At 43.3% G+C, this 21,664-nt stretch carries 17 protein-coding genes; 14 read left to right on the top strand and 3 right to left on the bottom strand.

Annotation, left to right across the window (positions count from 1 at the left end):
• Nucleotides 1-34: 34 nt before the first annotated feature.
• From W293_RS0110775 to W293_RS0110805, 7 genes are all read left to right on the top strand, one after another.
• Nucleotides 35-1,516, top strand: a complete 1,482-nt coding sequence (locus tag W293_RS0110775) for a C13 family peptidase (RefSeq protein ID WP_025652449.1) — start codon at nt 35-37, stop codon at nt 1,514-1,516.
• Between the two features lie 103 nt (nt 1,517-1,619).
• Complete coding sequence (fghA, locus tag W293_RS0110780; protein WP_025652450.1) at nt 1,620-2,510, top strand: S-formylglutathione hydrolase; 891 nt, start codon at nt 1,620-1,622, stop codon at nt 2,508-2,510.
• A gap of 145 nt (nt 2,511-2,655) precedes the next feature.
• Nucleotides 2,656-3,009: a TIGR03643 family protein gene (locus W293_RS17525; RefSeq protein WP_198015446.1), complete on the top strand. Its 354-nt coding sequence runs from the start codon at nt 2,656-2,658 to the stop codon at nt 3,007-3,009.
• 267 nt (nt 3,010-3,276) lie between these two features.
• Nucleotides 3,277-3,966: a ribulose-phosphate 3-epimerase gene (rpe, locus tag W293_RS0110790; RefSeq protein ID WP_025652452.1), complete on the top strand. Its 690-nt coding sequence runs from the start codon at nt 3,277-3,279 to the stop codon at nt 3,964-3,966.
• A gap of 105 nt (nt 3,967-4,071) precedes the next feature.
• Complete coding sequence (locus W293_RS0110795) at nt 4,072-4,407, top strand: hypothetical protein (protein ID WP_025652453.1); 336 nt, start codon at nt 4,072-4,074, stop codon at nt 4,405-4,407.
• A gap of 134 nt (nt 4,408-4,541) precedes the next feature.
• Nucleotides 4,542-4,853 (top strand): hypothetical protein, encoded by a 312-nt coding sequence (locus W293_RS0110800; protein ID WP_010201409.1) that lies wholly within the window; start codon nt 4,542-4,544, stop codon nt 4,851-4,853.
• A gap of 193 nt (nt 4,854-5,046) precedes the next feature.
• Nucleotides 5,047-5,358 (top strand): hypothetical protein, encoded by a 312-nt coding sequence (locus W293_RS0110805; RefSeq protein ID WP_010201404.1) that lies wholly within the window; start codon nt 5,047-5,049, stop codon nt 5,356-5,358.
• A 144-nt stretch (nt 5,359-5,502) separates the two neighbouring features.
• On the opposite strand, the gene rpmG is transcribed toward W293_RS0110805, so the two are convergent.
• Together rpmG and rpmB are read right to left on the bottom strand one after the other, a co-directional pair.
• Entirely contained in the window at nt 5,503-5,658 is a 156-nt protein-coding gene (gene rpmG / locus W293_RS0110810; RefSeq protein WP_010201403.1) for a 50S ribosomal protein L33, read from the bottom strand.
• A gap of 134 nt (nt 5,659-5,792) precedes the next feature.
• Entirely contained in the window at nt 5,793-6,029 is a 237-nt protein-coding gene (rpmB, locus tag W293_RS0110815) for a 50S ribosomal protein L28 (RefSeq protein ID WP_010201401.1), read from the bottom strand.
• A gap of 485 nt (nt 6,030-6,514) precedes the next feature.
• On the opposite strand from rpmB, the gene W293_RS0110820 reads away from it, so the two are divergent.
• Together W293_RS0110820 and purU are read left to right on the top strand one after the other, a co-directional pair.
• Nucleotides 6,515-14,356, top strand: coding sequence for a hypothetical protein (locus W293_RS0110820; protein WP_025652456.1), 7,842 nt, complete (start codon nt 6,515-6,517; stop codon nt 14,354-14,356).
• A gap of 211 nt (nt 14,357-14,567) precedes the next feature.
• Nucleotides 14,568-15,491, top strand: a complete 924-nt coding sequence (gene purU, locus W293_RS0110825; RefSeq protein ID WP_025652457.1) for a formyltetrahydrofolate deformylase — start codon at nt 14,568-14,570, stop codon at nt 15,489-15,491.
• Nucleotides 15,492-15,620: 129 nt separating this feature from the next.
• Here the strand turns inward: purU and W293_RS0110830 are convergent, their stop codons facing one another.
• Entirely contained in the window at nt 15,621-16,385 is a 765-nt protein-coding gene (locus W293_RS0110830) for an inner membrane protein YpjD (protein ID WP_037025430.1), read from the bottom strand.
• A gap of 462 nt (nt 16,386-16,847) precedes the next feature.
• Here W293_RS0110830 and ffh point away from each other — a divergent pair, with 462 nt between their 5' ends.
• The 5 genes from ffh to W293_RS0110855 all read left to right on the top strand — a co-directional run bounded on the left by ffh (nt 16,848) and on the right by W293_RS0110855 (nt 21,599).
• Nucleotides 16,848-18,392 (top strand): signal recognition particle protein, encoded by a 1,545-nt coding sequence (ffh, locus tag W293_RS0110835; RefSeq protein WP_025652459.1) that lies wholly within the window; start codon nt 16,848-16,850, stop codon nt 18,390-18,392.
• A gap of 195 nt (nt 18,393-18,587) precedes the next feature.
• Nucleotides 18,588-19,271, top strand: a complete 684-nt coding sequence (gene tsaB / locus W293_RS0110840) for a tRNA (adenosine(37)-N6)-threonylcarbamoyltransferase complex dimerization subunit type 1 TsaB (protein WP_025652460.1) — start codon at nt 18,588-18,590, stop codon at nt 19,269-19,271.
• A 97-nt stretch (nt 19,272-19,368) separates the two neighbouring features.
• A complete protein-coding gene (locus tag W293_RS0110845; RefSeq protein WP_025652461.1) occupies nt 19,369-20,211 on the top strand; it encodes an undecaprenyl-diphosphate phosphatase in 843 nt (280 codons plus the stop codon).
• Between the two features lie 67 nt (nt 20,212-20,278).
• Nucleotides 20,279-21,202, top strand: coding sequence for a class I SAM-dependent methyltransferase (locus W293_RS0110850; protein ID WP_025652462.1), 924 nt, complete (start codon nt 20,279-20,281; stop codon nt 21,200-21,202).
• A gap of 157 nt (nt 21,203-21,359) precedes the next feature.
• Nucleotides 21,360-21,599 carry a hypothetical protein gene (locus W293_RS0110855; protein ID WP_025652463.1) on the top strand — a complete coding sequence of 80 codons (240 nt, stop codon included), beginning with the start codon at nt 21,360-21,362 and terminating at the stop codon, nt 21,597-21,599.
• Nucleotides 21,600-21,664: the final 65 nt, after the last annotated feature.

The following is a 21,664-nucleotide window of genomic DNA, read 5'->3' on the forward strand; positions in this document are numbered from 1 at the left end:
TTTATTTCTTTCGACTGGCTAGAGGTCTAAGTCTTTGTCACTTGCGTCGCTAAAAACCGTATCGCTTCAGCGCTTTTCACTTAATTTCGCTGCCAATATTATTGCAACCTTATGGATGCTGGTGGGGTCAACACGGGCGTTTTCTTGGGTTAAGCCCACCTTTATTCAGTTTGCGGTATTCGCGCTATTGGCACTTGGTAGTAACGTGCTTTTTTCGTGGCTGGCTGCCGAAAGTGGCAGTATTTTTAATGAGCAAGGGTTGGTCAGTTATTTAATCTGGCCGATGATTATCTTATTGAGTGGTATCATTTTGGCTAGGCGCGCGGGCAATCAAGCGCTGGTTTTTGTGCCGGTGGTGCTATGGTTGGTTGCTGACACCTTGTCGGCATTGTTACAAAGTCTGGTGCAGTTTTTTGGCAGTTATGGTTGGCTGCCGGACTGGAGTTATTCATTTTTACCCATTCTGTTTTTAGTGCTGTTCTTATGGCAGACGCTTGCCTTATTGTGGATTTTTTCTCGTCGCCTGCGCACACCATGGTGGGAGCGTATTATTGTGCTGGTAGGCGCAGTGGCACTGTTGACGATTTGGCAGCGCAATGTCGCTGATCAGCCCATATTTAAGCAAATTCCCGTAGAGCCTGTGTTAGCAGAAGCCGCATTGTACGAGCAACCAAGGCTGTTACAACAAGCGCTGGACGGTATTGATCCAAGTGTCGATGGCAAAACCGACTGGTATTTTATGGGTGTGGCGGGCTTTTCTGATCAGAACGTTTTTCGCTCGGAGATTAATAAAGTACGTGAGCTGTTCGATGTGCGCTTTGGTACCAGCGGTCATTCGCTTGCCCTTATTAACAATATGTATAGTTGGCTCGATGAACCGATTGCGACCAAGACCAGTATCCTACGCGGCTTAAAAAGAATTGGTCAGCAGATGAATGCCGATGAAGACGTGTTATTTCTCACGCTATCCTCACATGGTAACGAGGATATCGTTCAGTTAGCGAATCCGCCAATCGCGATGGATAATCTAGATGCTGCATGGCTTCGTGAAGCACTGGACGCCTCAGGTATTCGCTGGCGTGTGATTGTGGTATCTTCTTGTTATTCGGGATCATTCATCGATGAACTAGCGTCTCCGACCACAGTGGTGATAACGGCATCAGCCGCTGATAAGGCATCGTTTGGTTGTACCAATACGGCTGAGATGACGTATTTTGGTCAAGCATTTTTTGCTGAAAGCTTGAGAGGAAACACCAGTTTTGAGTCGGCTTTTAAGGAGGCTCGTATACGTGTCAATGAGCGTGAGAGCGCAATGGGTTTTGAGCCATCAGAGCCGCAGATGGTGATTGGTAGCTTAATGGAAACCGCCTTGCCAGCATTTGAGCAAGTATTGTTTGATAAAACCCGTCTACCAATTGCCGGCATTACCAATAGTGCTGGCTCTACTGCCGTAAATATCGTACCTGATGCTGCTGCTTCAAATACAAGAGTAGAGGCTACCAATGATATTAATTAACTATTTAAGTGTTATATGACTGATTATCAATGCGCTTTTTGCCTTATAAAGCATTTTTCACAAGCCATTGTTTATTTTACCTTGGATAAAAAGGACGTTAATGATGAATAATACTTATAATAAAAGCTTGTCTGCTAATAGCCAGCTCACGCAACAGAGTGTGAACCGCTGCTTTGATGGCGAGCAACATTACTATAGTCATGAGTCGACAGCGACTAAGACACCGATGACGTTCAGTATTTATCTACCAGATGAGGCGCTGGCAGGGCGGTTATGTCCTGCGGTTTTATATCTATCGGGTTTGACCTGTAATGCCGATAACGTCACCCATAAAGCGCATTTTCAACAAAAATGTAGCGAGCTTGGCATGATATTTATCGCGCCAGATACCTCTCCTAGAACTAGTGAGGGCAGTGAAGTGCCGAACGATGAGCGCTATTTTGTTGGTCAGGGCGCGAGCTACTATGTGGATGCCACCCAGCAGCCTTGGTCAGACAACTTTAATATGCAAAGCTACATCGTCGATGAGCTATACGATTTGCTACGCTCAGAATTTCCTATTCATAGCGTTGGCATTACTGGACACTCGATGGGTGGTCATGGGGCATTACTTTTAGGTTTTAAATTCCCGAGCAAGTTTGTCAGCGTCTCCGCCTTATCGCCTGTCTGTGCTGCCAGTGAGTCAGCATGGGGGCAAGCCGCCTATACTGAGTATTTCGGTGAGGACCACTCACTATGGTCGCAAGCAGATGCATCGCAGATGATCGAAAAGGTCGGCCAGCAGTATGCCAGCATCTTGGTTGACCAAGGCGCTGCGGATAATTTCTTGGCAGAAGGTCAGTTGCAAACAGCCAAACTTCAAGACGCTTGTATAAAAGCCAAGCAGCCTTTAACATTGCGTTATCAGGCAGGTCATGACCATAGTTATTATTTTATTCAGAGTGTTATCAACGACCATATCGAACATCATTGGCGCATGGCACAACTTAGCTAAGCGTTTATATTGAACTCTTTTCAATAAGCCGCTCAACACGCGCTAATGTTTAAAAGGTAAAATTATGGCAAGTTATCAAGATTTAACAGCACAAAGCTTAGATTCTTCCTCAGCTGAATCAGCGCTGGCGACTATGCAAGCCGAAATGGATGCGGCGCTAAAAAAGAAGCAGCATAGCAACAGTGACCCAGTCTCTAAAGCTAACTTAAATGAGTTCATCGCGAAAAATATCAATGACGCTGGTGACAGAGTGCTTGATGAGACCCAAGTCTCACGAGTTATAGAGATGGCGTGGGAGGATAGAACCCCATTTGGGGCGATCGAGCACAGCTACGGCCTTAATGAAGCGGGGGTTATTAAGCTCATGCGCCAAACGCTAAAGCCGTCGTCTTTTCGGTTATGGCGTCAGCGTGTGAGTAATCGCGCTACCAAGCATCAAGCGAAACGTGAGTTTGCAGTTGGTCGCGCCTATTGTAAAACCCAATATAAACAGCGCTAGGGGTTTGAATCCTTAAGATTATTGCTTTAAAGGCTTAAGTTTTTTAAGTTAGTTCCTAGGGCGTGTCTTCATTTCAAAAATGATGGTAAAAATGAGATAAATTGCCGTCAAACAAGAAAAATAGCGCAGATAATATCGGGATATTAACCAGCTATTTGACGATGTTTGGCAAGATTTAGCCATTTTTAACTCATTTAGATGACTATCGAGTGAGTTGAAGACACGCCCTAGTATTTCTTTATTTCAACAAAATTAGGTAGCTCAATTATGATCAGTCCTTCTAAGCCATATCTTATCGCTCCTTCCATTTTATCTGCCGACTTTGCCAGACTGGGCGAAGAAGTTGAAAGAGTATTGGAGTCAGGTGCTGACGTCATTCATTTTGATGTGATGGACAATCATTATGTCCCCAATCTGACCTTTGGCAGTATGATCTGTAAAGCGCTGCGTGATTATGGTATCGATGCACCTATCGATGTTCATCTGATGGTATCGCCGGTGGATAGCATGATTGAGCAATTCTTAGAGGCAGGTGCGAGTGTTATCACTTTTCATCCAGAAGCCAGCGCGCACATTGATCGCTCTTTGCAGCTCATCAAAGATGGCGGCGCTGAATGTGGCTTGGTATTGAATCCAGCTACACCGCTGCATTATCTAGACTATGTCATGGATAAAGTGGATCAAATCTTACTGATGAGTGTCAACCCTGGTTATGGTGGTCAGTCGTTTATTGAAGGTACTCTGGACAAGGTACGCCAAGTCCGTCAACGTATCATCACTAGTGGTCGCCCAATTAGACTAGAAGTTGATGGTGGTATCAAAGCCAGTAATATCCGAGCCATCGCTGAAGCGGGCGCTGATATGTTCGTCGCTGGTTCTGCGATATTTAACCAAGAAGACTATAAAGCGGCTATCGATGCGATGCGTGCAGAGCTTGCCTTGGCAAATGGGGAGTAACGCCCCATATAGTAAGGTATATACTATTAAATATTAGAGTTACATACTACTGATAGCCGCTGTATGACTGACTATATCAAGCGACGCGTCAGCTAAAGGTGCCATATGAATATACAAAATGCAGAACATAAAAACCAAGATTTGCAACCACGCAGCTTAGTACCCAAAGGTATTACCATTGGCTTGGCTATGTTTGCGCTTGTCTTAAGCTTGGCAGGCTATGGCTTTCGTCTCATGGTAGGTGATGATACTGGCGAAGTATTACGTCATGCTGCGGTCATCGTGCCTGCATTTATGCTGGGTATTCCGCTTTTGTTCTGGATAGGGTCACGCATATTTAACAAGGTTAAAGGCACACATATAGAAGGCTGGAATGCGATTAGCTTGGGCTATTTAACCTCTTGTATATCGATACTATGGTTGATGGGTACTTATAGTTAATTTTTTAGTCGCCAAGATGAGGTTGCTGAATAAATATAACCTTATGAATATAATGGGGCAATATTTTTTATAAGCGGTTTTTACACACTTTTTCATCATTAAGTCAGGCTTTTTAAGCATGACTGGAATTTTACATGCGAATCATACCGACCAAGATTGCCAACATTATCTATCCAAAAGACTTACCAAATGGCTTATTTACCAGCTTAATTATCGCCTGTTTACTGTTAGGGCTGGCGTCACTGCGTCATGGTACAGATTTTCAAGGCTGGCTGAATGTCATCGAAAACTGGCTGCTTATGCTGTTGATATTTCCGACGGCTACCGCTACCGTTGCCTTGCCGTTTAAATATCGAGATCCGACGCTCGAGTTAAAGCTCATGTATTACCTCGGCATGTTTGTGGCCTTCTTATTTACCATTGCAAAACTACGCTATTGGCGTTAACTGGTTTGCAGTGTCAGCAGACGAAAGTCGCATTTATATGTAAGACTTGCGTGACAGCCCTTGAATTCTAAGGTCAAAGCGTCCATTGTATGAGTAAGACAGTTTTACCCGCGTTACTGTAAATTGCTAGCTTTATTAAATGCATTATTAGGGTTTCTTTGCAGCGATAAACGGGTTAATAAGGATAACGTGAATGCCATACGACATTGATAATGAAATAGAAGTAGACAACGAAAGCACCGATCAATTTGCAGGATTTGCCAAAGAGACCACACTCGAGCTAGTAGAGGCGGATGATGGTCGATTGCTATTGCGTGACGCTGAACAAGATGAAGCGCCGCTGATGACCATTGATTTCTCTGAAAAACTCAAAGAGTTGCTTGGTAGTGATACGCAAGCAATCGGTCAGCACATGATTCATGCGGCGATTCAAGTTATCATGCAAAAGCAGATGAGCCAATGGCATGCGCATGTCTATGATAAAGAGCCAACGCACTACAGTTAATTCAATCTGCACAGCTGTTTCTGTATAGCTATTAATAATAGCGAGTAACTTAGTAAGGCAAGTTAAGCACAAATAGCCAAAACATCAGCAATAAAAAAGGGTATATCAATTGATATACCCTTTTTTTTGTTCAAATAATAGCAATTATTTGATTTTAGCTTCTTTAAAGATCACATGCTGGCGTACTTTTGGATCAAACTTTTTGATTTCCATTTTGCCAGGCATAGTGCGCTTGTTTTTGGTAGTGGTGTAGTAATACCCAGTACCAGCGGTTGATACTAACTTAATTTTATCTCTCATGATAGCTTTCCTGTAAATGAGGGGTCTTCAAACGATAGGTACGGATCTAAAAAATTAAGTGGCTACAATAAATGTAGCAGAATGGCAGCTTAAGTAACAAAGATAATCGATGTCCTTAAGCTACCAGTCGTCACTTATACTTTTTGACCTTGTGCGCGCATATCTGCTAACACTTTATCGATACCAAGTTTGTCAATGGTGCGCATACCTTTGGTAGACACACGTAGACGTACAAAACGATTTTCAGACTCTACCCAAAAACGATGGTTATGAAGGTTTGGTAGAAAGCGACGACGGGTTTTGTTGTTTGCGTGCGAAACATTATTACCCACCATAGGGCGCTTTCCAGTCACTTGGCAAACTCTAGACATGGCGAACTCCTAATCTATGAGGTATGAGTTTTTCTCATACCAGTCTGGGCAAGTTGCACGTATTTGCGGCATGGACACAGCAAGCGGCAGCTTTGCACCAAACAAAACTATATGAAGGTTGAGCTGATATGACTGTCATCTAAAGGCAAATAACAGGCTAACCAATTCAGAAAATTTTAAAGCCGACATTTATACCATAAAAGTAATGAATACTCAAATATTTTTATGATAAATGTCTGCTTCAACGCGAGCTATTATACCTGAAATGAGCGGGCTATGTGATTGATTATTTAACGGTAAAGAGTAATTTTTAGTTGTAAGTTATAACAAAAGTCAGTAAAGTTGCTGTTATAAAATTAATACAATCTGTTAATACAACTGACCTTAATGTAAATCTATGTATCATCACCAATCTATTGTAATTCGGTGTAATGACAATTTACTTATTTGCTCGAATAAATTACTGCCAATGCGGAGTTCAAAACATGTCATATAGTTCACTACCTTTTACTTCTAAATTATTTCAGCTTACTTCTTTGACTTGCGCTCTGGCACTAGCAGGTTGCGGTGGCGGCGGTGATGGTGACACGGTCGACTCTATCGCACCTGAACCCGATTTGGGTGTTCAGCAGCCTGGTAATGGTGGCGGCAATGGCAATAACGGCGGTGGTGAACAGGTACCAGAGGTTGAGCCTGATTTCTTTTTGCAAAGACTTAGTACAGCGCCTACTATTATCGAGCTGTCAAATGAGCAAACGAACTTCAGTGTTACTGTCAAAGCTGCTGAAGTAAGCTCTGGTGGCGCAATGGTTGGTAAAGCCGTGACCTTAAAAGTAGTCAATTCTGAAAATAATGGTATTACTATTGAAGGGCAGAGCACCCAGACTACTGATAGCGATGGTAATGCTGTGTATACGCTCAAGCTCAATCCGCAAGCTGTTGCTGATAAAGATGCGCTAGTAGCAGAAGGCTTCACCTTAGTAGCCACTGCCAAAAAAGCAGATGGTACTGCTATTGCACCGCAAGAGCTGAAAGTTTCAGTGAGCAAAAAAGGCAGTGGTGGTGGCACACAAGTTACCGAAAGTAAACTTGATATCACATCTGTGTTGAGCACTAGTTCAGTTTCTAACAATGCCCTAAACCCTTATGGTGATAATGCCCAATTGACCGTCATTGCTAAAAATAGCAATGGTGCCCGTGTTCAAGATGTAAAAGTTGGACTGGGTATTGATAGTATTAAAGGCATCTCTATCGTAGGTGGCAGTAGTAAAGTTACAAATGCGGATGGTATCGCAACGTTCAGCATTAAAATAGACGAAAATCTTTCGAAAGCTGAGCGCGATGCACTTCTTCAAGGTGAAGGTATTGCGTATGCTATTAGCATCCAAGAGCCAGATGGTGCTACCAAGCAAGAAACAGGCAATCTATCAATAGAGTTGCCAGTCTCAGATTATGTGCTAGATGTAAAAGGTAGCGATGTAGTGCTCAATGCCTATGGAGATGAGCAACCTCTAACTATCACAGCAACTACCAAAAACGCTAAAGTACCAACCTCTATCAATGGAGCAAAAGGTACAATCAAGCTTAATAACCCAATTACTGGGGTCAAGCTGAGTACAGAGGCCTTTGTCTTTGATGCGACTGGAAAGGTAGTTGTAAATCTCATCGTAGCACCTACGCTTACTGCAGATCAGCGTAAAGAGATTGTAGAGAAAGGCGTGAGTTATACTGTGGTTTTATCAGAGCCTAACCGCGCAGTAACGTCGGATACATATGGCAGTGAAGCATATATTCCTGAGTCTCAGTATCAAATAAAGTTTGCGACGAAAAACAAAGATAGAATCTCTAGTTTTGGTAGTGAGGCCATTATCAGCTTCCGTGTCAATGATAAAGATGGTGGCGCAATTGCCAATCAAAAAGTAACCGCCAGCTTACCTCAAGATCTAATCAAAACAGGGTTATTGAATTTAGACAGTGCCGCTACTCAAGTAACCGATAGTAAAGGCATGGTTAGTTATAATGTGAGTGTGCCAGCAAGTTTGACTGCTGCACAAAGAGCAAAACTAGAAGGTATCGGTGGCTTTATCTTAGCGGCTAAGGTTACTGAGACCTCAGGAGCCAGTAGCACTATCAACAGTGAGCGTATCCAAGTCACTGCTGCAAGTGAAACAATCCTAAATGTAAAAAACATCCCTAGTGCTGTTAATATATTAAAAAATCAATTCCAAATTCAAGTGGCAGGCAAACGTCCAGATGGTAGTGCGGCAGCTGGTAAAGAAGTGAAGTTGGCTATTAGCAATGTCACAGGCGTAAGTATTCAAGGTAGCCAGCAAACGACAGACGCCTCAGGTAATGTCACATTTACTGTTAATTTAAGCCAAGATCTGACAGAAACACAGCGCCAAGCTTTGGTGAAGTCTGGCATTCCTTATACGGTAACTCTGACTGATGATGATGGTGTGGCTACTAATAAGTATAAAGCGCCAGTTATCATTCCAGTGGCTGAATACAAGCTAAACTTTGGCAGTAGCAGTGTTAGTAAGCTGCTAAGTACAGGTGGTGTCACGACCCTAAGCTTCCGCGTTAATGATAAAAATGGTGGCGTAATAGCCAATCAGACCGTAACAGCAAGCTTACCGACCAGCTTGACTCAAAAGGGTTTGATAACACTTGAAAATGCCGCAAGCCAAGCAACTGATGCTCAAGGCAATGTAAGTTACACGGTTCGCATTCCTGCAGGGCTGTCTGTTACACAGAGAGCAGAGTTAGAAAAAGCTGGTGGGTTCGTGCTAAATACTCGTCTGGTTGAATCATCAGGTGCAAGTATCAATGTAAGTAGTAACCGTATCCCAGTGACTGCTGACCCTAGTAGAAGTAAAACTATCCTCACGGCAAAAACCACTCCTAGCGTCGTGAACGTTTTAAAAGACAAGTTTACGATTCAAGTATCTGCCAAGCGTCCAAATGGTAGTGCTGCTGCAGGTAAATCTGTAAAGCTTGCGATTAATAACGTCAAGGGCGTTAGTATCGAAGGTGGTGAACAAACCACTAACAGTGCTGGTAATGCGGTGTTCACCGTAAATATAGACCAAGCATTGACCTTAGAGCAACGTAAAGCGCTTGAAAAAACAGGCATTGCTTATACAGCCACATTGACTGATGACGATGGTGTTGCCACTGAAAACTACAGTGTGAAAGCATCTGTCCCTAACGCCGAGTACAAAATCAATTTTGGTAGCAGCAGCAATGCGCAATTATCAAGCTCAGGTGGCAGTACTGTCGTTAGCTTCCGAGTGAATGATAAAGACGGTGGCGTTATAGGCAATCAAAAAGTCACAGTGAGTCTCCCGAAGTCTTTAGTTGATGCTGGGCTATTGACCCTAGATAGCGCTACTACTCAGACAACGAATGACAAAGGTATCGTGAGCTATACCGTTCGTATCCCTACTGGATTATCGACTGCACAAAAATCAGCATTAGAAAAAGCCAGCGGATTTTCCTTGACGGCCAACCTGATTGAGGCATCTGGAGCCAGTACTAGTACCAATAGTGCGCCTATCAGCATAAGCGATAAAATCCAGAAAAGTTTGACGGTCTTAACCTCAGAGACCAATCCTAAGGTAGTGAACGTTTTAAAAGATCAATTTACGATTCGAGTATCGGGTAAGCGCAAAGATGGTAGCGCTGCAGCTGATAAAGTTGTCAAGCTAGAGCTTAATAAAGTAGCAGGCATTACAGTTAAAGATAACGAACAGAAGACTGATGCCTCAGGTAACGCGACATTCATCGTAAATGTAAGCCAAGACTTGACCCAAGCTCAACGTGAAGCATTGGTGAAGTCAGGTATTACTTATACAGCCAGTTTAACTGATAACGATGGTGTGGTTACCAGTGATTATAACGCCTCTGTCATTATTCCGGCGGCACAATATCAAATTAATTTTGGTGCCAGTGATAAAGTTCAGTTGTCAAGTTCAGGTGGTAGCGCCATCATTAGCTTCCGTGTAAATGACAAAAATGGTGGTGCTATTGAAGGTCAGAAGGTCACAGCAAGCCTACCTAGTAATTTAACTCAACAGGGGTTGTTGAGTATTGAAGGTAGCTCTGAGCAAGTAACTGATAGTAAAGGGATGGTGAGCTACACGGTTCGCGTTCCAGCAGGTTTGACTAAGTCACAGAGAGATGCGCTGGAAGCAAAACCAGACTTTAGGCTAACTGCTAAAGCAGTTGAAGCCTCAGGTGCGAGTAGTAGCATCAGCAGTTCAGCTATAAAAATCAGTTCAGAAGTAGCAAAAAGCGATATCAAACTAACCTCGACTAGCTCACCTAAAGTAGTGACTGTGACAGATAAGCAGTTTACTATTCAAATATCTGCTAAACGTCCTAATGGTAATGTCGCAGTCGGGAAAAAAGTAAAGCTTGAAATCAGTGATGTGGCAGGAGTCAGCATTCAAGGGAATGAATTAACAACAAACGAAGCTGGTAATGCGGTATTTACCGTCAACCTTAGTCAAGACCTAACAGCAACACAACGTACAGCTCTAATCGAATCAGGTATTAAATATAATGCCACTTTAACAGATGATGATGGAACAGTAGCAAAAATTGAAAATGCAGTTATTAAGGTAGCACAACCAGCAACGAGCTTAGAGTTTGCCTCTATTCTCACGCCTTCTGTTAGTGAACTTGGCGGTAAGGGTACTATCAGTATCAAGCTATTGACCAAAGGAAACCAAACACCAGTTAAAGGGCAAGCAGTTGCTATCCAATTGGGTAAAGCAGCGCTCGATTACGGCGTTACTGTCAATGCAGAGTCAGCGACTACTGACTTTAGTGGTGAGACGACATTTATAGTGACTATCCCAGAAGGGTTGACAGCAAAAGAGCGTTCTGAGCTTAAGCGTACAGGTATTAACTATCAGCTGTCTTATGTAGAAAAAGGAGAGACTTATACCTCTGTTATAAAACAAGTAGATATTCTAACCCCAGCAGTTGATTTGACGGTACTAAATCCGCCAAACCTTATTAATAATCGTCCTTTCTACACATTGAATGGTGAAGGTGGTAACGTTGTTGTGAATGCGGCACTAAGTACCCGAAACACCAACATCAGTATCAGTGATCAGCCTATCCAGCTGGAATTTGCTAACAAAGAACTATCAGCGTTATTACTTGTAAATGGTAAGTCAGGCTCAGCTACCAATATTGTAAGTACTAACGCTACAGGCACAGCAGGCTTCACGATTATTGTACCGAGTAGCTTAACGGCAGCGCAAAAAGCTGCTCTAAAAAACCAAAAGCTGACAGCTACTTTGACGGAAACATTAACAGGTAAAAAACAAGAAATTCAGTTTAATGTACAGTCAACCAAAGCTGCTATTGATTTAATAGCCATCACACCGAAAGCACTGAATCTAAACGGTGGTGAGACTCAAGTTGAAGTGATAGCCAAAGACAGCAAAGACAATGTCATTGCAGGTAAGTCAGTTTACTTAGCGCTTCCTGCTGCGATTGCTGCTCAAGGTGTTAGCTTAGTAACCAGTGGTACACAAACCACGAATGAGTCGGGCAGAGCTAGCTTTACGCTTGCTGTGCCAGCTGGTCTTACTGATGAGCAAAAATCAGCCATTGGTAGTAGCTTTGCAGTTGTATTCTCAGCAACGGATGAGAATACTAACATTGCCACAAAAACCAGTACTGTTAAGACAGTCACTCCAGATCCAAGCGGTACACAAGAAAGCCTAACCATCGGCGCAAATAAAGTCGTCAATACTAAAGGCGATACCTTCAAAGTATTCGTGCGTTTAGAAAATAAAGGTGGCGCTATCGCCAATCGTGAAGTTCGCTTAAATGTCGATGACCCTATCAAAACTGGCGTAACTGTTAGCAACAACACAGCTACGACTAACGGTGATGGTTTAGCAACCTTTGACTTAACACTTACAGATGGTGCTAACGTCAACCAAGCTATCTTAGAAGCAGGCATCAAGCTGACAGCTACCACGACGACTGCAGAAGGTGTCGAGCTACCACAGACCTATATCGTTGCAGTAGATACTGCTACGATTGATAGTTATCAGCTCATAGCGTCCTCTGACAAGTCTACGTTGAATACTGGTGGTGATCAGACCAATGCTACTTTCCGTGTGACCGACAGCAAAGGCGGTATCTTGGCAGGAGTACCTGTACAGCTAAGTATTGAAGACTTAGAGGCAAGTGGTGCAGCGTTAACCACACCAAGTATGGTAACCACTGATGCTAATGGTCAGATCGATGTCGGCGTCATCTTAGCAGCCAACTCTATCAATTCCCGTCTGAATCATAGCGTAGTGATTAATGCTAAAATCGTGACACCGCAATACGATGCAGATGGCAATGTCAGCATGCAAGTGCGTGAAGAGAAGTCATTAAGCCTATCAGCTATCGGTACAGAAATTACTATTGCAGCTACAGAAGCCAATCTGAAAGATGATGCTTCTACTACTATCACGACCACGTTGGTAGATGGTGCAGGACGTGCTATTACCAATGCTAGTATGGAACTAGTAGGCGAAGACGGTGATATTATTGCCACCAGTGCTACTGCGACTACCGATGCAGATGGTAATGCCAGTTTTAATGTCCGTGAAAGCGATTTATTCTTTGATAATAATGGTAACTTACGTGTATTTGCCCGCGCCTTGGGTGAAAATAGCATTAATACTCAGCGTAGTCTAAATAGTATTGAGCTAATCAAAGTCTCGCAGGCAGGCATTAGCTTTATAGATATTAAAGATGTCTACGATGTTAATAAAGCGCAGACTATCAATGTTCAGATCCGTCGTGATACAGCTGCACAAGCAGCAGAACTAATCGGTAAGCAAGTTGAAGTACAAACGACACTAGGTAAGTTTACTAATGGTAGTGCTGCTAGTAACAATGTCATCGTTACTAAAACCATTGCTGCCACCGATATAAGTGGTAATGTTATTACGATACCAGTTACCTTGACATCAGAGCTTGCTGGTATTACTGCACTACAGGCAACTATACTGGGTGAAACTCAACCAAACGGTGAGCCGCGCTATCGTGCGACAGTTGATGCACGTTTCCGTGCTACAACACCTGCTAAAATGTTATTTCAAGCGGTGAAATCTGTCATTACCCCGGGTGGTAGCACTGAAATTGTCGCTACGGTAAAAGATAAAAATGATGTGCCAGTCGAAGGTCAAACCGTCGTATTTAGCCGTGCGTCAGACTCGTCAGCAGGACGCTTGTCTGCGGCAACGGCTATTACTGATAGTAAAGGTGAGGCGCGTGTGGTCTATCAAGCCAATGCTAGCTCTCCTATCGGCGGAGTAATTATTAATGCGCGTTTATTACAAGATAATGCAAATATTGGTAGTAAGACCACTAATCTCACTGTATCGAAAGAGGCTGTATACACCACTTTAGCATTCTCTAATAAGTTATCTTCTGATGATATTTACTATACGGTACGGGGTTCGATATCTGTCATGGATGGCTCAGGTCGTGCTGTAGCGAATCAAGAAGTGTCAATTAAGTCTTATGCAACGGAATATGCTCAAGGTGTATATTGTTTACTAGATAGTACAACTACTTATCAAGCTGCTGATATTGATGAGCTTGATGAGTTTGGCAATGTGATAAAGACTACCACACCAGAACCGAAAGTCTTCTCTGAAAAAACGCCAGTACCTTTAAAATCTGACTGGTATCCTACGGAGGATGCTAATTACAACTACACGCTAGATCAAGATTCTGATCCTACATTAAACGAAGATAAGAATTCTAGTGGTAAGCTTGAAGCTATTAATCCAGTGACTATTCTTGGTAGCGAAGTTTCAGATGATGGTTATTCATTTATCACAGATGAGGAAGGTCGCGCTGACTTTGAAATTCGCTACCCGTTGCGTTATTCAAATTGGGTGAAGGTGCGCTTTGATGCTTCCACCTTTGTAAATGGTAGTGAAAACACTCAGAGTATCAACTATCAATTACCAACATCAGTGGATGATTTAGTAATAAATGATACGACTCTGATAACTCCTTGGATTGGTAATGCAAGTCCATTTGGTACTGGTGGTGCTACATGTACAAACAGCCTAAATGTTACAATTAACGAAAATACGCCACGTACTAGAGTTACTTTATCGCCATATTCACCAAACTATAACGTGACTATTGACGGTCAGGGAACGGCCAATGCTCCAAGTGCTGGCTTTAATACCTATATCATAGACTTTAACAAAGCGTTTGAACTTGGTTCAACCGTTACTGTAAATAATAATGGTTTCGGTTTCTCTAAAGTCATTAAGGTTGAATAATGGCTCATAACCCTTATTCAGAAGATTAGCATTTAGAACGAACCCCCAACCACGCGTTGGGGGTTTTTGCATTAGTATACTGAATAACCAAAAACAACCAACTCGCTCAGCAAAATATCGTAAAAGCGATTAAAATAGCTGTCTTCTTATACTGGTAATAGATTCTACAATCAGTAGTAAGCTTTGATTTAATTTTTACATTGGGCACATTATGTTAAGTAATACAACATCAGACACTACAATAACGGTTTCATCTTCTAAAACCTCTGGCGCTAATCCTGCTATTGATACTGCCACGCTTTTGATCAAATGCAAGGATCAGGCTGGTATTGTCCAAGCCGTATCAGAATTTATCCATCGCTATGGCGGTAATATAATCTCCCTTGATCAGTATTCAACCGCTCATGAAGGCGGACAATACTTTATGCGCTTAGAGTTTGCGCTATCAGGGTTAAGTGAGATTATCGAAAGTTTCGAAGTCAGCTTTGGGCATACGGTTGCCAAGCGTCACAATATGACTTGGCGCTTGCACGATAATGCCATTCAAACCAAAGTCGGTATTTTAGTTTCCAAGTTTGATCATGCGTTGTTGGATTTATTGTGGCGGCATCAGCGTGGATTGCTTGATTGTGAGATTACTTCGGTCATCAGTAATCATGAAGACTTACGCCAAGCGGTAGAAAACTTTGGCATTGATTTTCATTATGTGCCAGTGACCAAGGACAATAAGGCAGAGGCGGAAGAGCAGATTCACGAATTGATGGCAGGCAATGACTTGCTAGTATTAGCGCGCTATATGCAGATACTGTCCTCTGATTTTGTCAAGCGTTGGCCGATGCAAGTTATCAATATTCATCATTCGTTCTTGCCAGCCTTCGTCGGGGCTGATCCGTATCGTCAAGCTTATGACAAAGGCGTCAAGCTTATCGGCGCGACCGCGCATTATGTCACTGCTGAATTAGATCAAGGGCCTATCATTGAGCAAGACGTACACCGTGTGACCCATCGTCAAGGTGTGACAGAGTTGCGGGCTATTGGTCGTGATATCGAACGCAATGTGTTGGCACGTGCCGTTAACTGGCATGTGCAAAACCGCGTGATTGTGACTGGCAATAAAACAGTGGTTTTTAATTAGCTTTTGATTAGAGCATTTTTAAAGTGAAAGGTATGCATTGAATACAGAGCTAATAAAAAGCCGCCAATAGTATTAGATAATACTATTGGCGGCTCCGTTTTTAATCACATTACTACGGTAAATCTAAGTTTATAACAGCATCTCTAACACAAACTTGCTACCGACGAAGCCAATGGCCAATAAGATAAAGGCATAAATAGTAATGTTGGCAGCACGTTTGCCACGCCATCCAGCGCGCCAATTACCGAACAGTAGCGCACCGAACAATAACCATGATAGCAAGCTAAACACCGTCTTATGCACGATATGCTGCGCCATGAGATCTTCTACGTAAATAAAGCCGATACCCAGCGCGATGCTAAGCAGGACAAAGCCGACCAACAGCATGTCGAATAACAGACTTTCCATACTTTGTAGTGAGGGCAGTTTATTGACCCAAAAGCGGTGAATGCTTTGATGCTTAAGCTCACGAATTTGCAGCCGCAAAAATAGCGCTTGCACCGCTGCCATCAGCAGCACACAATAGGCGGCCAGCGATAGCAATATATGTGCTTCAAGGCCAACGCTGATATCCGTAAGTGGTTGATAAGGCGCGCGGCCGACATAGCCGACTGTCAATCCTATCAGGGCAGTCGGTGCGGCCAAAATACCGAGGCTCAGAATAGGGCGATAGAGACAGAACAGTACATAAAAGAATAAGAAAAACAAACTGGTGAGGCTCAGCACATTAAACAGATTAAAATTTAGCCCGTATAAGGTCACGACGTAAGGGTAGAGTAGCGTCGCATGCGCGAGCATACCGACCAATAATAAGCCTAAGCTCACGCCTTTATGGATAGGTTTGTCCTGAATCAGCGCCCAACCGATGTGGAAGCTGACGATGATATAAGCCATACTAGCAAGTAAGAATGCAAAGTGCACAGGTAAAAAGCCTCATCTCATCATGAGCGTAAAATAGCCGCTCAATATAATGCTAAAGTGGTTGTGACAGAAGGATTAGAATAATCGTCCAATTTATCATAAAATGGCAGTCAATTGAGTATCATCTTATTTATTCCTCATAAATGCGTAACGATGGCAGGATAAATAAGACCTTGTATCGGTCACTGATAAGTTAACCAAGCAAGCATTTTGCAAAACGTCTATAAATTTTTAGCCGTCTTAATGCTATAGTATTGATAATAGGCAGTTTTATTTGCCAGCATTGCACCCAAACCTAAGCATGCATCCTAATATTATTTATAAGCCATTTTCATGGTTTACCTAAGAACTGGTTTGACTAACAATTATTTTAACCAACAACTATCTTAACTGCGAATTACTTTAACTGCGAATCACTTTAACTGAGAGTTATTTATGTTTGATACTTTAACAGAACGCTTATCGTCGAGTCTGCGCAATATTGTCGGGACTGGGCAACTGACCGAAGACAATATCAAAGACACCTTGCGTGAAGTGCGCATGGCATTGTTAGAGGCGGATGTGGCGCTACCGGTCACCCGTGATTTTGTGAAGCGCGTCAAAGAGCAAGCGCTTGGTGCAGAAGTGCTCAAAGAGTTGGCACCGGGTCAAGCATTTGTCAAAATTGTCCATGACGAGCTGACCGAAATGATGGGCAGTGCCAATCAGCAGCTTGAGATGACGGGTAAACCGCCAGTTGTTTATCTACTAGCTGGCTTGCAAGGGGCGGGTAAAACCACCACGGCCGGTAAATTGGCGAAGTTTTTACAAGAGCGTCATAAGAAAAAGGTGATGCTAGTCTCTGCTGACGTTTACCGTCCGGCAGCGATTGCCCAGCTTGAGCAAGTGGCAGGTCAGGTGAATGCCAAATTCGTCAATTCAAGTAGCGACGAAAACCCGATTGATATCGCTCGACGCGCTATTGAAGAAGCGAAAATCCAGTATCAAGATATTTTGATTATTGATACTGCCGGTCGTCTGGCTATCGACGAAGCGATGATGGAGGAGATCAAAGCATTAACTGCTGCGGTCAATCCTTCTGAAACCTTATTCGTCGTCGATGCGATGACCGGTCAAGATGCGGCCAATACTGCCAAAGCCTTTAACGATGCGCTGCCATTAACGGGTGTTATCCTGACTAAAACGGATGGTGATGCTCGCGGCGGTGCAGCACTGTCTGTACGCGCGATCACTGGTAAGCCGATTAAGTTCTTAGGTCGCGGTGAAAAACTAGACGCGCTAGAGCTGTTCCATCCGGAGCGTATCGCCCAGCGTATTCTTGGCATGGGTGACGTCTTAAGCCTAGTCGAAGAAGTTGAACAAAAAATCGATCGTGATAAAGCCGAAAAAATGGCGAAAAAGATGCAAAAGGGCGGCGAGTTCGACCTTGAAGATCTCTTGACTCAGTTCCAACAAATGAAAAGTATGGGCGGTATGGCAGGCTTTTTGGATAAGATGCCAGGTATGGGCGGCTCTGACATGCAAAAAGCGGTTGAAGATGCTAAGCCAGAAGAAAAAGTGCGTGAAATGGAAGCATTGATTAATTCAATGACGCCGTTTGAGCGTAAAAACCCTGATAAGATTAATCCAAGCCGTAAACGCCGTATTGCCGCAGGTTCAGGTCGCGAGATTCAAGACGTCAATCGTTTGCTCAAGCAGCACAAGCAAATGGCAAAAATGATGAAAATGATCTCCAAGCCTGAAGGCATCAGTAAGATGATGAAATCGATGCAAGGATTGATGGGCGGCGGCAGTGGAGCAGGTGGCGGCGGTCCTTTATTCGGCGGCGGTCAACAAGGCGGCGCTAAAGACGTGAACCCACAGCAGATGGCCAAACAGATGGGTCTGGATCCAAACAATATGCCAAGTACCGAAGAGATGCAAAAGCAAATGGCGGAGATGCAAAACCAAGCGCCGAAGGGCTTCAAAAAACGTTTTTAAATGGTTGTTGATTAAATAAGTAGTTGTTAATAAAACCCCCAAGGTGCCAGTCGCTTTGGGGGTTTTCATGTCTGTCATACTTAAATGAATATCGATGGATTAAGTATGAAAATTTTGAAATTAATAAAATTTGCCCATCCTAAATGCTATGATAGGCGCTGTTCTATAATACCAAGCGAATAAGCCGAGGTTATGATGTTTTTAGCAATGGATACCGTGTTCGATCAGTGTTCGATCGCGATTTTAGATGTCAGTGGTCAAGTGCTATCGAGTCATACTGAGACGGGTAAACGCCAGCAAACGCAGCAAATCCTGCCGATGATTGATGCGGCACTGTCCGAAGCTAAGCTCAATCTTGCTGATTTGCAAGCCTTGATATTCAACCGTGGCCCTGGTGCATTTAGCGGTATACGCATTAATACGGCAGTCGTGCAAGCATTGTCTGTTGCTCATGACATTCCTTGTGTGGGTGTCTCAAGCCTACAAGCGATTGCTCAATGTGCGTATCAGAAATACGGTCAGACCGACGTTTATAGCGCCCTTGACGCCCGTATGCAGCAAGTTTATTTTGGGCAATATGCTGCAACAGATGACCTGATGCAGGCGGTTAATCAAGAAAATGGCGAAGATACCGAGCAGTTGCTCGATTATGACAGCCAGACGATGCTTAATATTCCTATCGCTGGTAATGGGGCGTCGCTATTAGCATTACGTGACGGTCAGATAATTCAGGCAGATATTCACCCTGACGCTACTGTGATAGGGCAGCTTGGTATTGCTCAGTTCATGGCGACAGGTGGTACAGAAGCCTCACAAGCTTTACCAAAGTATCTTCGCAATCAAGCGTGGAAAACGCTAAAAGAGCAAGGTAAGGCGTAACCATCATATTAATGCCAGCCATTATCAGCGCTATATAACATATAACAATACTCTAAAAACGCTATTAACCAACCGGTCCGTATCTAGGAAAGCCATCGTGGATATCATTTTATTAATTCAAGCTGTCATCATGGGTATCGTTGAAGGTATCACTGAATTTTTACCCATCTCTAGCACTGGCTACTTGATTTTATCAGCCGATTTGATGGGCTTTTGGACCAAAGAAAAAGTCGATTTGTTTGTGGTAGTCGTGCAGCTTGGCGCTATCTTGGCGGTCATTTATGACTATTGGGGCAGACTGTGGCAATCACTGATGGGCTTACTGACAGGTAAAGCAGAAGGTATGAGTAATCCAAGACAGCTAGGACTTAGCTTAATTGTGGCGACTATTCCAGTGATGATCGTTGGTTTTACCTTCGCTGACGAAATCAAGGCTTATTTGTTTAATCCTATCGTCGTAGCAATTATGCTGATTATCGGTGGTCTGCTGATATTCTATGTCGAAAATCGCCCTAAGACGATTATTGCGCAAGAAGCAGAAGACGTCAGTTTAAAAACAGCATTGATGATAGGTCTGCTGCAATGTCTGGCATTGATACCCGGAACATCGCGCTCGGGTGCCACTATTATCGGTGCATTATGGCTCGGTGTCTCGCGTAAAGCTTCCGCTGAGTTCTCTTTCTTTTTGGGTATTCCTGTCATCGTTGGTGCAGCATTATTAGATTTGCTCAAGCATCATGACGTCTTAACCAACAGTGAAGATTGGTTAGTACTCGGCATCGGCACAGTGGTGTCATTTATCGTTGCCTTATTATGTATTCGCCTGTTGGTTGCGTGGGTAAGTCGTCGTGATTTCAAAATCTTTGCGTGGCTACGTATTGTCACTGGCGTCATCGTCTTGGTCGCTGCTTGGGGTTTTGGTTATCAAATGGCAGTCTAAGTTTTATGATGAAATAGGCTTTTATGATAATACATGCGGTTTTGAGTGGTAAGAAGGAAGGGCTATTATGAGCAGTTTGCAACCAGTATCTAATAGCTTTACACATTGCCAACTTGTCTACGTTAGCGAGTCTCAGCATAGTCAGGTTGCAGATATACAAGCGTTGATAATTGCTCATCAGCTGCCCATTATTTTACACCTTGAGTTGTTTACTGCTAAGCTTAATCAAAAACGTCGCCAGCAATTAAGCCAGACAGCCACCCAACCTATCTTACTATTAGATGACAAAAACAAGCTATCATGGCTGAGCGATGGACTGAGTGTTGCACCCGAATGGGATAAGCTGCAACGCCGTGTGGTGAGTGCGGGGCGTAAGTCTGAACTATTATTACAAGCGGCAAAAATTACATCGGATAGTCAGGTTATTGATGCCACAGCGGGATTTGGTCATGACAGCTTGATATTGGCCAGTACGGGTGCACAGGTCATTATGCTCGAGCAGCAGCCTTTGATGGCGCTGCTTTTGCTAGCAGAACAGCAGCGTATGAGTGCGCTAGCAAATTGGCAAAAGCTTATGAGTCGGCTACAGATTATCAATACTGATGCGCTCAGTTATTTTAAAAATAGTTATTTTGCAAGCCTACAAGCTGATGCGGATAACGCTAAAGAAGTCGATGCGAAAGCAATCGATGTGGTATATCTGGATCCGATGTTTCCAGAGGACAGTTACCAAGATAGTAAAACAGGTAAAGGTGCTAAAGTGGGCAAGCATATGCAAGCATTGCATCAGTTGGCTAGCCCGCCGACCTCAGAGGAAGAACTACAATTGCTACAATCTGCGCAAGCAGTCGTTCGTCAAAATGGGCAACACACACAACTACGGGGTCGCGTAGTCGTCAAGCGCCCGCAGTTGGCACCGTTACTCGCTAATCAACAACCCAGTGAAAGCTGGCATAACGAAGCCGTACGCTTTGATGGTTATTTTGTTTGATGGCTGTTATTTTCAAACATGGTTTTTTGATCACTGCTTTTTAATAGCTGTTTTTGATTATCATAAATGTGCTTAGTGAGCAGGTTTCCGATCGTTAACTTTATGATTGCTAACTTTAAATGTATTAAATTTAAGGCTATTAAGTTTAGGAGCAGGGATGACAACGTTGATAATATGGATCATGGGTGCCGGCTTGCTATTGGTAAATATCATCCTGCGCACCCGAATTCTACGGCTGGAAGCACGTCTTAAAGAGTTAGGCAATCCGCAAGAGCAATTGGCGTTTTTGCGTAAGCAGGCAGCACAAAAAGATAAAGTCCTTGCGATTAAAGCCTTACGCAAACAATATCCTGAGATATCACTCATCGAAGCAAATCGACTGTGGCAGAACGTTTAGAGACTGTTTGCGAAGAAATGGCAAACTTAGAGACAATGCATTGAAATGCTGATTATTTAAAAAAG

The organism is Psychrobacter sp. TB67, from assembly GCF_000511065.1.
Classification (GTDB): Bacteria; Pseudomonadota; Gammaproteobacteria; order Pseudomonadales; family Moraxellaceae; genus Psychrobacter; species Psychrobacter okhotskensis.